Source organism: Saccharicrinis carchari (assembly GCF_900182605.1).
Classification (GTDB): Bacteria; Bacteroidota; Bacteroidia; order Bacteroidales; family Marinilabiliaceae; genus Saccharicrinis; species Saccharicrinis carchari.
Window position 1 is genome coordinate 95,808 of sequence record NZ_FXTB01000008.1, and the last position, 13,990, is coordinate 109,797.

The window sequence follows — 13,990 nt, forward strand, 5'->3', positions numbered from 1 at the left end:
ACATGTCACCACGCAACGATATACAAAACATAAAGGTTCGGGAGGAAAGAAAACGCCAGATTATGAATGTGGCACTCGAAATTATTGCAGAAAATGGCTTTGCCAATGCTTCCGTAGCCCGCATCGCCCAAAGGGCAAAGATATCCAAAGGTTTGATGTACAATTATTTCGAAAGCAAGGAAGACTTAATCATCAACATTATGCTCGACGGGTTTAATCAATTGACCTTATCCTTTGACACCAACAAGGATGGCGTATTGACCGAGGAGGAACTGCATTACTTTATCGACAGCTCTTTTGAAACGCTGAAGAACAATATTCATTTCTGGCGTATGTATTTCATGGTGCTGCTCCAGCCCCAGGTTTATGAAATCATCACGCCCTATTTGGAAAAAACGCTCCAGCCGTTTTACGAAACTGCCATCAACTATTTTATCGACAAGGGTTACGAGGACCCCATCGCGGAAATGCGTTTTTTTGCGGCCATGATGGATGGTGTGGGCTTGCACTTTATTCTGGATCCCGACAACTTCCCGCTGGATGGCGTGAAAAAGAAAATGCACCGGATGTTCAAATAGGTGATTAGGTCGATAGATTGCTAGGCAGATAGGTGAATTGGCTGATAAGTTAATTGTGTTTGCATTGCCGTTGGGCAACTGATATGGGTCGAAATTCGAGTTCCGGGGTAATTTCGACCCAAACGGGACAATACACAAATCCGGTATATGGTTTCTACCCACATTGAACCCCCTAACGGGATATGGAACCGTAGCACTGTTGATGAACTTTGATTATTAGCCACTGTAAATCATACAGAACCAACGAATATCTGTTTGATTTTTAATTAAAGGATATGAACTACACGATAAATTGCGCGGTGATTACACCGTACATCGAACGGCATATCAGAAGAGTAAAACACTAAAAAACAAAGCAATTAAACCATACTGTCATGACACGAATTGCAAAGCTATTGAAAACAATAATACCGGGAGTATTCATCTTCATGGTCACCGCTGCCGTGGCACAAGATGCCAAAGAAATAGTAAGGAAGGCCGACGAAAAGATGCAGGGCGAAGAATCCAGTATTGCGGTGATGACGATGACCATCAAACGCCCCACCTACCAACGAAACCTGGCCTTTAAAAACTGGACCAAAGGCAGCTCTTATGCCATGACACTGGTAACGGCCCCGGCCCGCGAAAAAGGGCAAACCTTTTTAAAGCGCGACCGCGAAATGTGGAACTGGAACCCGCGTATATCGCGCATGATAAAACTGCCCCCCTCAATGATGTCGCAAGGCTGGATGGGTTCGGATTTTACCAATGACGATGCCTTAAAGAAATCATCCATTGTAGAGGATTACGTGCACACTTTACTCGGCGAGGAAAAAGTGGACAGGCAGTATTGTTATCTTATACGACTCATACCCACCGAAGAAGCCGCCGTGGTATGGGGCAAGGTAATGATGTGGATAACCAAGGACGAATACCTGCAAATGAAAGTGGAATACTATGATGAGGACGGTTATCTGGCAAAAACAGAACTGGCGCATAATATAAGCACCATCGGTGGCCGGGTATTACCTTCGCAATTCGAGATTATACCTGCCGACAAACCCGATCAACGCACCATCGTCAACATTGAAAGCATTGAATTTAACGTGCCCATCGACGATAGCTTTTTTTCGCAGCAGCAGATGAAACGTATTCGCTAACAGGTGGCTGCACGAGAATAGCTATTTTTCCAGTCTTTGATAAGAAGAGGTCAAAGACAAGGCTTTCGAAGTTTTAAAAACAAGGAGTTTACCTTTGTAAATGACTGTTTTTTAAACGAGAGTAACGCAGTAATTGGCCTATTCTTGCAAAGACTAACTTAAAAACCAACATCATGGCAAGCAGCGATCTAAAAATGGCCTGGCGAAACACCTGGCGGAACAAGCGCCGGACATTAATAACCGTGGCATCCATCTTTTTTGGGGTGCTATTGAGCACGCTCATGACTTCCATGCAGAACGGCACCTACGCTAAGATGATAGATAACGTGGTGAGTTTTTATTCCGGCTACCTGCAAATCCATCATCCCGATTATTGGGAGACCAAGTCCATCGATGACTTGCTTGTCCCGAGCGATTCGTTGCTAAACGCTGTTGCCCAAAATAGAAACGTAGAGCGGATTGTTCCACGGATGGAATCTTTTTCACTGATGTCGTTCCAATCCAACACCAAGGGAGGCATGCTTATCGGCATCGAACCCGAAGCGGAAAACGAGCTTACAAAACTAAAGCAGTGGGTAGGCTCCGGGCGTTATCTCGAAAAAGGGGACGACGGCATACTGATGGCCATCAACCTGGCCAAGGCCCTGGATGTGCAGTTGGGCGACACCGTAGCCCTGATTAGTCAGGGTTATCACGGCTATAGTGCCAGCGGACTGTTTCCGGTAGTGGGCATACTGGAATTCCCCTTTTTGGCCATGAACAATTTTGGGACTTATATTTCGCTGGACAGGGCACGCGATTTTTTTTCGGCGCCCGGCATGGTCACCAGCCTGGTGCTGACCGTTGACCATTACGACGACGTTGAATCTGTAAAACACCATTTGGCATCGCAACTGGGAGCCGATTACTCGGTGATGACCTGGGACGAGATGGATCCGGTGACCAAGCAAATGATTGAAGGCGATAAAGGCCAGGGCATCATCATGAAAGGTATTTTGTACATCCTCATCGGCTTCGGGATTTTCTCCACCGTTATAATGATGATTGCCGAACGGCGCAAAGAGCTGGGCGTGATGGTAGCCGTAGGGATGAACAAGCTGAAACTGGCCAAGGTACTCTTTTACGAAACTATGCTGATAGGTGCGGTGGGCGTGGCGTCGGGTTTTGCTGTCAGCGTTCCGGTGGTTTGGTGGATGGTGCGTAACCCGCTCCCCCTGACCGGAGAAATGGCGGATGTTTATGAACAGTTTGGCATGGAGCCGGCCATATATTTCGGTAACGACCCAATGGTGTTCTGGGGGCAGATCCTTATTGTATTCGGCATCACGCTGCTGGTATCCATCTATCCTTTAAGCAAAATATTGCGCTTAAAGGTAACGCGTGCACTATATTCGTAATATTCAGTAAAAAAAGCTATTATCATGATACTCTCAATTGCGTGGCGAAACGTGTGGCGAAGCAAAACCAGGAGCATGGTTATCCTTATTGCCATCGCCCTGGGCATATTTACCGGGGTATTTAATTATGCCTTTTACAACGGAATGGCCCTGCAACGCATTAATTCGGCCATCTCTACCGAAGCCTCCCATATTCAGTTGCACCGAAAAGGCTACCTGGAAGAACCCGATGAAAAAGAATTTGTACCGGATGCCGTTGCCCTGGCCAATAATATTGCCTCGCGCGAAGTGGTAAAAGCCGCCAGCGCCCGGTTTATCGTCCAGGGGATGATACAATCGCCAACCACATCGCGCGGCGTAAAAGTATTGGGCATCGACCCCGAAACGGAGTCGGAGGTCACCAATATCCATGCTAAGATAATCGATGGTGCCTACTTGGAGGGTATCAAGCGAAACCCGGTTGTGATAGGGGAAAAACTGGCCGACAAATTAAAGCTCAAAGTCCGCTCCAAGGTAGTCATCACCTTTGCCGACGCCCAGGGGTACCTATCAGGGGCATCCTTCAGGGTGGCCGGCATATACCGAACATCAAATAACATATACGACAACACCAACGTTTTTGTGCGGGCAGAAGACCTAAGCGGCCTATATGGCGCCAGCCCTAACGACGGGCACGAGATTGCGGTGCTGCTGGGGCAATCGGATGAGGTGCAGCCCGTATTGAGCAGCTTAAAAAAAGAATATGCCCAACTGGATGTGAAAGACTGGCGCGAGCTGATGCCGGAGGTGTCCATGCTGGAATCAAGCCTGGATATATCGATGTACATTTTTATGATCATCATACTGCTTGCCCTCACCTTTGGCATTATAAATACCATGCTGATGGCTGTTTTGGAGCGTACCAAAGAACTGGGCATGCTCATGGCCATAGGGATGAACAAATCCAGAGTATTTACAATGATTATGTTTGAAACGGTGCTCCTTTCAATAATAGGAGGGCTTGTAGGCATTGGAGTCGGAATCCTCGTAACCCTTTTGTTTGCCAATTCGGGCATCGACATATCCATTGTGGCCGAAGGCTTTGGGGCCATGGGATACGATTCGATAGTTTATCCTGTGCTGAGAATAAAGAACGTGATCGACGTGGTGGCCATGGTTTTTGTAACCGGTATGTTGGCCGCCATCTACCCGGCCCTGAAAGCGCTTAAATTGAAGCCAGCCGAAGCGATTAGAATTGATATGTAAAACATCAACATCATGAACGTAATTGAAGTAAAGCAACTGACCAAGACGTATAACGATTCCGAGGTGGAAGTACATGCCGTGCAAAGTATCGACATGGAAATCGTGGAAGGGGAATTTACCGCCATAGTAGGCCCTTCGGGTTGTGGAAAGACCACCTTTCTGAATATGTTAGGTGGGCTCGACCACCCCACAAAAGGAAGCATCCGCATTGGCGACACCATGGTAAACGAACTGAAACCAACGCAGCTCATCGACTTCCGCCTGCACAATATTGGTTTTGTGTTTCAAGCCTACAACCTCATCCCCGTACTAACGGCCAGGGAAAACGTAGAGTTTATCATGCAGCTGCAAGGTCTTAGCAAGGCCGAACGCGAAAAACGGGCCATCGCCCTGTTGACCGAAGTTGGTCTCGGCGAACGCATCGACAGCCGTCCGTCGCGACTATCGGGAGGGGAGCAGCAACGTGTGGCCGTGGCCCGGGCACTGGCCTCGAAGCCCAAATTTGTTTTGGCCGACGAACCCACGGCCAACCTCGACTCAAAATCGACGGAAACCCTGCTGGATATGATGGAGAAACTGAACCGCGAAGAAAATATCACCTTTATATTCAGCACCCACGATGCCCGCGTGGTAAACAAGGCCCGGCGCGTCATCCTGTTGGAAGACGGTAAAATAATCAAAGATGAACACAAAGCATAAGCCTGACGCAATGGTACGTTCCCTGTTTTTCGGTCTCCTTTTTTTATTGCTCTGCACTCCAAGTGCGGTATTGGGGCAATATGGCGATATGGGCAAGAAACTGGTCATAGATGGCTATCTGGTCAATATGCAATCGGTATCTATTTCGGAACGCCCGATAGAACTGCCCGACAGCCTGGGTTTTCTGACCAAAGGCGACAAACACATTTACAATACCAATATCTCTTTTCAGAACCGCCTCAATTTGTTTTGGTACGTCAACGACAAGCTGTCCGTTACAGCGCAGATGCGAAACCGTTTGATTGTTGGGGACCAGGTAAGGATGGATTTTACCGGCCAGCTGGAAGACAGTTATGAAAATACCGACAACTTTTTTAACCCTGCATGGAATGTTGCCGTTGGCAACAGCTACATCCTGAATCTGGCATTCGACCGTATTTATGCCGAATACACTTCGGGCAACCTGGCGATAAGCCTTGGAAAACAACGTATCAATTGGGGAAAGACTTTTGCCTTCAACCCCAACGACATGTTCAACACCTACGCCTATTTTGATTTCGACTACGAAGAGAAACCCGGCACGGACGCCTTTAGGGCCATGTATTATACCGGTGCCGCCTCATCGGTGGAGGTGGCGGCCAATATCGACAGCGCCCGGCAGGTGTCGGCGGCCATAAAATGGAATGCCAATCTAATGAATTACGATTTTCAAGTGCTTGGGGGAATGCTGAAAAGCAAGGACCTGGCATTGGGCTTTGGTTGGTCAGGCTACATCAAAGATGCCAGTTGGCGGGGAGAATTGGCTTGGTACCAACCGTTTGAAAATTTCAGGGACACTTCCGGGCTTGTTATGCTGTCCACCGGAATGGATTATTCTTTCAGCAGCAAATGGACCGTGCAGACCGAGATGATGCTGGCCAAACTGCCCAAAGGAAAGGAAATCGTGTTTTTTGATGCCTACGCCCCGCCCCAATCCGTTAAAGATTTGGCCACTTCCCCTTTCCAACTACTGGCAAGCGCGATGTTCCAGGCCAGTCCGCTATCCTCCTTTTCGCTCACCGGCATCTGGTACCCTCACCCCGATATAAAAGGCGTTTTTATAGGTCCCTCCTGGGCATACAGCCTGGCCGATAATCTTAGTGCATCGCTGTATTGGCAATTCTTCCATGGTAATTTCCCGGATATCCTCACCAACAAAATAAGCCGGCAAAGCATAAACTCGGGTTTTTTACGGTTGAAGTATAGTTTTTGATGTGATGGAGCTTGGGGTTTAAAGTTTCGGGTTGTAACGCAAAGGCTGCAAAGTTTAAGGTTTAAATTGCCACCATGCATCTTATAAGTATCGCTAAGGACACCGCGATGTTTTGCGTTGCAAAACATTCCCTGATTGAAAGCCGGCTTACCACTATTAAAGAGCCCCATCAACCTGCGAATGCACCCGATTTTAACTAAGTTAAAATCCTTTGTGCCCTTTGTGTTTCTTACATGTGCACGGTTGAATAACCCCACTTGATAACTACAAAATGGGCCGCCGTTGAAAAGACAGCTAAAACAAATCTTTGTGTTAAAACCTGTGCACCTCGGTTTGGTGTTTAAAGCTTGGGCTTGTAAGGCTAAGAGCGCTAAAGGAAGAAGTTTGGAATTTATGAAAACAAAACATAGAACACTGCCCTTAAGTAACTCCCCAGTTAATCTTTCCGTAATCACAAAATACTACTATAAGGGCTACATGCTATTGCGCATAGGTGTTATAACTATGGGTGTTTAATCTTTAACCGAACACAAGATTTATAAACTGACAAAGCGTGAATTCGGGTTTATTGAGACTGAAATATGGTTTCTGATTTGATAGATACGGCAATAGGAACTTAACCAAATACCCAAAGTGGATTTTAGTTTTGATGTGTTTATATTTCTTTGTTTTGCCACATAGCCAGCCCCGACCCTTAGGGCTCGTTTCATATAAAAATACTCGGCTTTCTTTTCTTATTTATTTCGCTTTGCGTACTTTTGGGCTTCTACCTGAAAATATACAACATGGATACGACGATTAGTAGCAACAGTAAGTTCCGAAACGTACTTGGGGCTTCTTTTATATTGATTTTTTTTAGCATTTTTGAGGCATGTCAACCACGACAATCGAGTCTTGTTGAAGGTAAATTTGAAAGCTATGTTGTTGACAGGGGCAATATTGAATCCTTTGAGGTGTGCGAGGGCTATGTAGAACCCGCTAACGAAGTCCTCTTATTAAGTCCTGCTTCAAGTATCGTTAAAAAAATAAAAAAGGGAGCCGGTCAGCAGGTTACTGCAGGAGAGGTAATTATTGAACTGGACACCAAACCGGTAACCGACAAGATTGAACAACTCAACGATCAATTAGCCGTTGCTCAAAACAACCTAGAAAAAACAAGGTTAAACGCCAGGAGTACCAAAGCCGACCTGTTGTTTAGCCAGGAGACCAAGAAACTAAAAATAGCCTCTATAAAATCCACCCTCTCTGATCAAAAACAACTCTTGGATGTGGGGGGTATATCTCAGGCCCAGGTAGACAAAACCAATCAAGAATTAATACTGGCCAACAAAGACTTACAACTGGCCGAAGAGAAAAATGCCATCCGATTGGCTCAATTGGCCGCTGAGGAAAAAGGCCTGTTACTCCAGATTGAAATGAGACTGAAAGAACTATCGCAGCAAAGAGCGCTTTTAAAACAAATGCAAGTAAAAGCTTCCGCCGATGGTATTATTTTAAGTGTACATGCCAAAGAAGGGGAAAAAATTCAAGGCGAAAAATTGTTAGTGAGCCTATCGGACCTAAGCCGATTAAAAGTAGAAGCCTCAATTAGCGAGAAACATCGCAGGCTAATTAAAATAGGCCGAAAAGCCTATGTAAAGGATGACAACAAACGGCTTCAAGGCAGAATAAGCTCCATCCTGCCCCGATTGGATAACGGCAACCTAAGATTCTCGGTAGTGCTTACAGAGAGCGACCAATCGAAACTGATACCCAACCAAAAAATAGAATTATATGTTGTTAAAGCCTCCAGGAACAACGTGCTACGAATAAAAAAAGGCGAACTCATAGAATACAAGGATAAACAACGCCTGTACAAGGTAAGCCGCGATAGTGCCATTAAACAGGAAATTACATTTGGGTTGATTACCGATGAATTTGCCGAGATCACGGAAGGTGCTCGTGAGGGATGCGAAATAGTAATTGCTACCTCATCGCCACTGAGCAAGTTAAATGCGATAAAAATAGAAAGACAAAATTAATATGACAGTAAAAAAGATGTTGCTATCAATTGGCTATTCTTGTTTATTTAGTTTTATTTTCGCACAACAGTCGATAAAACCAAAATTAAAGCTCAGCCTGCAAAACGTAGTTGATTTAGCTATTAGTCAGTCCTCATCGATAAAATACGAGCAAAACAGATACGAGAATTATTACTGGCGTTATAAAAACCATCAGGCTCAGTATAGACCACAGCTTGTTTTAACGGGCAACCTACCCAATTTTGAACAATCTACCCGGCCAATAACACAAAACGATGGCAGTGTGCAATTCAGAAAAATAGGTCGTTTCCAGAATAGTGCAGAACTATCGTTGAACCAATCGATACCGCAAACGGGTACAAAGATTTATGCCCAGAGCACCTTGTTCAGAAACGAAGATTTGGAACAGAATTATGTGAACTTTCAGGGTAATCCGTTTGTGATAGGGATAACCCAGCCAATTTTTGCTTATAATTGGATGAAATGGTCGCGAAAAACCGAACCGTTGGTATACACCGAAGCACAGAAAAACTATATTGAGTCCATAGAAGAAATATCGCGAAATGCTACACGTCGTTTTTTCAACTATTTAAGTGTACAGACCAACTACAAATTGGCCGAGAACAACCTAAAAAACAGCAAAGATAATTTGCGTATCGCAGACACAAAATTTAAACTGGGCACTATAAGCGAAAACGATTTTTCGCGCATTAGGTTATCTGTACTTACGGCACAAAAATCATTAAGTCAAGCCACTATGGATCTTAAAAATGCCGATTTTGAGCTAAAGAAATATATAGGCCTGGAACAAAGCTCGAACATTGAATTACTTATGCCGCTAAACATGTTTTTATTTGAAGTGGATGCACAAAAAGCCCTGGAAGAAGCCCTGGCCAACAGAAAAGAAACCACACAGTACGAAAGACGGCTGATTGAAGCGGATAGAAATTTGACTCAGGCCAAAAAAAACAATGGACTGGCCGCCACACTGCGTGCCACCTACGGCACCTCTAATATTTCCGACGATATACCGGGGGTGTACTCCAATACGGCTGATCAAAAATCAGTAAAACTTTCGTTGGCTATACCTATTTTAGATTGGGGTAAATCAAGCTCCAATGTAAAATTAGCAGAAAGCAAACGCGATTTGGTAGTATTTGACGTACAACAAGATCGCGAGAATTTTGAGCGAACCGTAATCGTTCAGGTAGAACAATTTGCGCTTTTAAAGGAACAACTCGACATAGCCGAAGAAGCCGATAAAGTAGCTAGTAATGGATACCTGATAGCGCTTAAAAAATTTCAGAACGGCGAAATCAGCATTACCGATTTAAACATCTCGCTCTCAGAACGTGATAAGGCTACACAAGATTACATCAGGTCGATACAGGCCTATTGGACCGCCTACTACCGATTGCGAGAACTCACTTTGTACGATTTTGAAAAAGATCAGAAAATAGTGTACGACAACCCTCTTTTGAATGGAATCAAAAATTAGCGAATACAAGTTAGGCACATGTTACACCGTTACCGCCATTGCTGTATAAAAATAAAGTATCGAACAACAAAGGCTGCCCAATAACAGAGCAGCCTTTAATATGATAAGATGAGTGGCAGCTTATTTATCCAGTACCGCCATTACTTCCAATACGTGCTTGCGGCTTGTGGCCAGCAATTCTTTTTCGTCCTTATCCAGATCCAGCTCAATTACTTTTTCCACGCCGTTTTTACCAAGTATAACAGGTACACCAAGGTAACAATCGTCGATACCGTATTCGCCTTCGAGCTTGATACAAACGGGGAATACCCTGCGCTGATCCCTAACAATGGCCTCTACCATTTGTGCTGCTGCCGATCCGGGCGCATACCAGGCCGAGGTACCCATCAACTTTACCAACTCGCCACCACCAAATTTGGTGCGCTCTATAATGGCCTCTAATTTTTCAGCATCCACAAGCTCCGTTACCGGAATACCGCCAACGGTAGTATAACGGGGTAGCGGAACCATGGTGTCGCCATGACCACCCATTAAAACAGCCTGAATATCTTTGGGCGATACATTCAGTTCCTCGGCCAAAAAAGCACGATAACGAGCTGTATCCAATATACCGGCCATACCAATTACTCGCGTACGTGGAAACTTTGACGAGATATGTGCCTGGTAAGTCATCACGTCCAATGGGTTGGAAACGATAATAAGAATGGCCTCCGGCGAATGTTTAATTACATTCTCAGTAACGGTTTTAACGATACCGGCATTTGTTGAAATCAAATCATCACGACTCATGCCCGGCTTACGCGGAAGTCCGGAAGTGATAACTACCACATCGGAACCGGCGGTTTTCTCATAATCGTTGGTAGAACCAATGGTGCGCGTATCGTAAAGATTAATTGGCGCCTTTTGCCAAATATCCAATGCTTTGCCTTCGGCAACACCTTCTTTAATATCAAGTAAAACTACTTCGTTGGCTATTTCGCGATATGCCAAAACATCTGCACAGGTAGCACCTACATTCCCTGCTCCTACAACGGTTACTTTCATAATGGTATAAACTTTTAAATGTTGATATATTTTATTGCTGTTTACTTTTAATTAATTGTGTGGCTCCTTATTTTACAGAAATATGCTGGCCAACCTTAATTACTATCCTCGTTTTATCCTATCGCAAATATATACAGTTGATTTGAACTGACTATGATTTATGCCACTAATAAACGCTGTTTAATAACAGCTAATCCATTTTAATACATGGAATAATTACTTTAAACCATTCCACTACCCAATAAACTCCAAACCAGCCCTGAATCACGGGTAAAGTTAGCTATTTAAATTTTTAGCTTTCAAATAGCAAATAAGGGCGTTTATAACTCACGGATTAATGTGCTTGCCTTCGATATATTCATCAGGGCGCGCCATCAACACTTTATCGTTCTGTTGCAATCCGTTTACTATGCGTATGTGGGTTTCGTTTTCTCCTCCTAATTGTACCCGGGTTTTAATTATAGATCCACCCTGTTTTTTAAATACATAATAGGCTGTATCGTTTCCAAAAACAGCTTCACGGGGTACCACAATATCATTACTATAACTGGCAATCGTTATTTTATTGGCAGTTGTCATTCCAGGTAAAACTTTTTTCCCCTTCGTATCAAAGGAAATAACCACTTTAAATCCGTTCATGCTGGTTCCCGGTATGGGTTGTCCTATGTTGGCTACATTCTTTATCTCCCCCTGAAAAATAAATTCAGGAAAAGCATCGATGGTAATTTGTACAGGCTGTCCCACCTTAACCTTGGCAATATCAATTTCTTTAACTATAGCTTCTGAGTACAAGGAACTTAAATCGGGGATAGTAGCTATTATTGGCATCCATGGCCCCACATCATCGTCCACCTTTATTTTTCTACCTCTATAACTCCTTCCGTACACTACTATGCCATTTGAAGGTGAGGTTATGCGTAGCTGTGATTTCAATTTCTCCAATAAGTCTTTCGTCTCAACATCCCTGCTCAAATACTTTTTAATCCGATTTATCTTAATCTTTTGCCTCAAAACCTCCTTATCATAATTTCTGAGCTTAGCATTTATTTCCAATTGTGCCTTCTCCAGGGCAATGCCGGCCTGTCGTTGTGTTGCTTTAGATTCGTACTGTGATTGCTCAACCCTGATTAGGCTTTCTTCCAAATTATCTTTGGCATTAGTTAATTCTTCTCTTTTTTGCATCAATTGGATGGTACTGTCTAATATGGCCGACTCCAATGAATTATTATGTTCTTCTATTCGTTCTTTAATCCTGACCAAACGCTCTTCCACTTCGGAAGGATCGAGAGATGCCACAAAATCTCCTTTTTTCACCTGTGTACCTTCGGTCACCAAATCCGATATTTTCATTCGCCATATACCTACATCGCGCCTGCTCAATATCTCGGGAATGTTGATACTTTCAAATTCCAAGGCCTGGACCTCACCATCGGCGGCAACCTCCATGGCAAAAGGCATAATTTGCGCACGCACCGTTTGGTAATTAACTGAGGCTGGCCAAAAAACAACAATTAAAATCATAAACAACAGCACGGCGGCTCCTGTTAACACATATTTTTTTGGTATTTTATTAAGCATATCTATTAGGGTTTATACTCAATTCTGTAAAAGGTCATCCAATTCTTTTATCAGGGATTGCCCACCCTCAAAATCGAACAAAGTTATTCGTCTGATATTAAAATAATTGGTCCAATAGGTTTGCAAGCTTTGAATGTAACTACGTTTAGCAGCGTCTACCGAATTACGGGCAGAATTTAGTTTTATTACATCTACCTTATCTATTAAAAAACGTTGTTTTGTCACCTCATAACCCAGCTGGGCAATGGTATCGGCTTTGGCAGAAATCTTCACCTGTTCTTCCTGCATATTAAATTCCATTACCTGAAGAAAAACGTTTTGTTCAAAATCAATTTTCGCCTGGCGCACTTCGGCTTCGGTGACCTCTTTGTTGGAACGTGCCATCTGCACCTGTCCGCGCCTCTTGCCCCAATCAATAATAGGCACACCTAGCGTAAGGCTAAGTCTTTGATCTCTTTCGAAGGGAGATGAATAAACTTCGTCGAAATTATCGGTATTTTTGTTGTAACCAAAGTTACCCCTAATACCTATATCAAAGCCATCTGTTCCTTTTGCCTGAGCAATTTCACTATCGGCCTGGATAAGGCGTTGCTCAAAGTTTAAAACGTCAGGATTATTTTCGTAGGCCATTGCCAGGGCCCGATCAAGCTGTATTTTAAATTCCGGTATGCTCGATGGCAATATACATTCTATGTGTACATTTTCGTCGAAACCCAAAAAAGAGTTAATGGTAGAACGCGCTTGCTCTAAATCAACCTTTGCCCTACTCAAATTAATATTGGCGTTCAGGTAACTTAACTCCAAATCGAGCAACTCGTCCTGTGTAACGGTTCCAATCTCAAAACGTCCCTTGCCTATTCGATATAAAGTATCGGCATTGGACAGGTTGGTTTCGGCAATACCCAGATTAATTTCGGCTTTGGCTAAATTAAAAAACACGTTAGTGGTTCTGCCCGAGAGCTCTTGTAAGCCTTGAAGGTATTCCAATTTGGCCTGCTCAAACTTTAGCGGCTCTAACATGGATCGCCATTTAAAACGATTGTACCCACCAATGGGTTGTGATATCCCTACTGAAATTGGGATGGAGGAATAGGAAATATTACCGCTCTCAAGATTTTCGAGACGCCTAAACTCACTAAATACGGATACCCTTGCTCCTGTAGCCGTAATGTTTTGCGATAAATCCAAGGTCGCATTGGAGCTCAGATTTTTTGATGGAACAAGTACGTCCTCGCCATTAATATACCTGGAAGAAATAGTACTCTGATAATTAATAGGCGTTGAGCTCAATCCGAGCAGTGGCAACCTTTCGGCCTTATAGCTCCTGAACTCCCAATATCGGGCCAAATACATGTGCTTTTGTTTAAAGCTCAGTATCGATTGCTCAAAGGCAATCTCGATAGCCTGGTCCAAGGTCATGTTCAGTTTTATTTCTTCTTTTTGGGCTGCGGCTTTGGAGAATATTATTACGTTTATAACTAAAAGAAGTGCTATTCTCTTTAAAAATATTTTTGCCATTTTACGGGAGTCTTTATACTG

Annotated in this window: 11 protein-coding genes; 8 read left to right on the plus strand and 3 right to left on the minus strand. The window is 43.9% G+C overall.

The features are described from left to right. Window positions 1-2 precede the first annotated feature (2 nt). From FN809_RS13880 to FN809_RS13915, 8 genes are all read left to right on the plus strand, one after another. The gene (locus FN809_RS13880) at window positions 3-578 is read left to right on the plus strand and encodes a TetR/AcrR family transcriptional regulator (protein ID WP_142534131.1); all 576 of its coding nucleotides are present in this window, start codon (window positions 3-5) and stop codon (window positions 576-578) included. 374 nt (window positions 579-952) lie between these two features. Next, on the plus strand, window positions 953-1,717 hold the full coding sequence (locus FN809_RS13885; RefSeq protein ID WP_185957563.1) for an outer membrane lipoprotein-sorting protein: 765 nt from the start codon (window positions 953-955) through the stop codon (window positions 1,715-1,717). 173 nt (window positions 1,718-1,890) lie between these two features. Beyond that, window positions 1,891-3,114, plus strand: coding sequence for an ABC transporter permease (locus FN809_RS13890; RefSeq protein ID WP_142534132.1), 1,224 nt, complete (start codon window positions 1,891-1,893; stop codon window positions 3,112-3,114). Between the two features lie 24 nt (window positions 3,115-3,138). After that, window positions 3,139-4,359 (plus strand): ABC transporter permease, encoded by a 1,221-nt coding sequence (locus FN809_RS13895; RefSeq protein ID WP_142534133.1) that lies wholly within the window; start codon window positions 3,139-3,141, stop codon window positions 4,357-4,359. 12 nt (window positions 4,360-4,371) lie between these two features. Continuing rightward, complete coding sequence (locus FN809_RS13900; RefSeq protein ID WP_142534134.1) at window positions 4,372-5,058, plus strand: ABC transporter ATP-binding protein; 687 nt, start codon at window positions 4,372-4,374, stop codon at window positions 5,056-5,058. Next, on the plus strand, window positions 5,042-6,310 hold the full coding sequence (locus FN809_RS13905; protein WP_142534135.1) for a hypothetical protein: 1,269 nt from the start codon (window positions 5,042-5,044) through the stop codon (window positions 6,308-6,310). Before FN809_RS13900 ends, FN809_RS13905 begins: the two co-directional genes overlap by 17 nt. A gap of 785 nt (window positions 6,311-7,095) precedes the next feature. Further along, window positions 7,096-8,331, plus strand: coding sequence for an efflux RND transporter periplasmic adaptor subunit (locus FN809_RS13910; protein WP_142534136.1), 1,236 nt, complete (start codon window positions 7,096-7,098; stop codon window positions 8,329-8,331). Window positions 8,332-8,347: 16 nt separating this feature from the next. Further along, window positions 8,348-9,829: a TolC family protein gene (locus FN809_RS13915; RefSeq protein WP_185957564.1), complete on the plus strand. Its 1,482-nt coding sequence runs from the start codon at window positions 8,348-8,350 to the stop codon at window positions 9,827-9,829. A 120-nt stretch (window positions 9,830-9,949) separates the two neighbouring features. Here FN809_RS13915 and mdh read toward each other — a convergent pair whose 3' ends face one another. The 3 genes from mdh to FN809_RS13930 all read right to left on the minus strand — a co-directional run bounded on the left by mdh (window position 9,950) and on the right by FN809_RS13930 (window position 13,969). Continuing rightward, entirely contained in the window at window positions 9,950-10,873 is a 924-nt protein-coding gene (mdh, locus tag FN809_RS13920) for a malate dehydrogenase (protein WP_142534138.1), read from the minus strand. A gap of 327 nt (window positions 10,874-11,200) precedes the next feature. Continuing rightward, entirely contained in the window at window positions 11,201-12,451 is a 1,251-nt protein-coding gene (locus FN809_RS13925; protein ID WP_142534139.1) for an efflux RND transporter periplasmic adaptor subunit, read from the minus strand. An 18-nt stretch (window positions 12,452-12,469) separates the two neighbouring features. Then, window positions 12,470-13,969, minus strand: coding sequence for a TolC family protein (locus tag FN809_RS13930; RefSeq protein ID WP_142534140.1), 1,500 nt, complete (start codon window positions 13,967-13,969; stop codon window positions 12,470-12,472). Window positions 13,970-13,990: the final 21 nt, after the last annotated feature.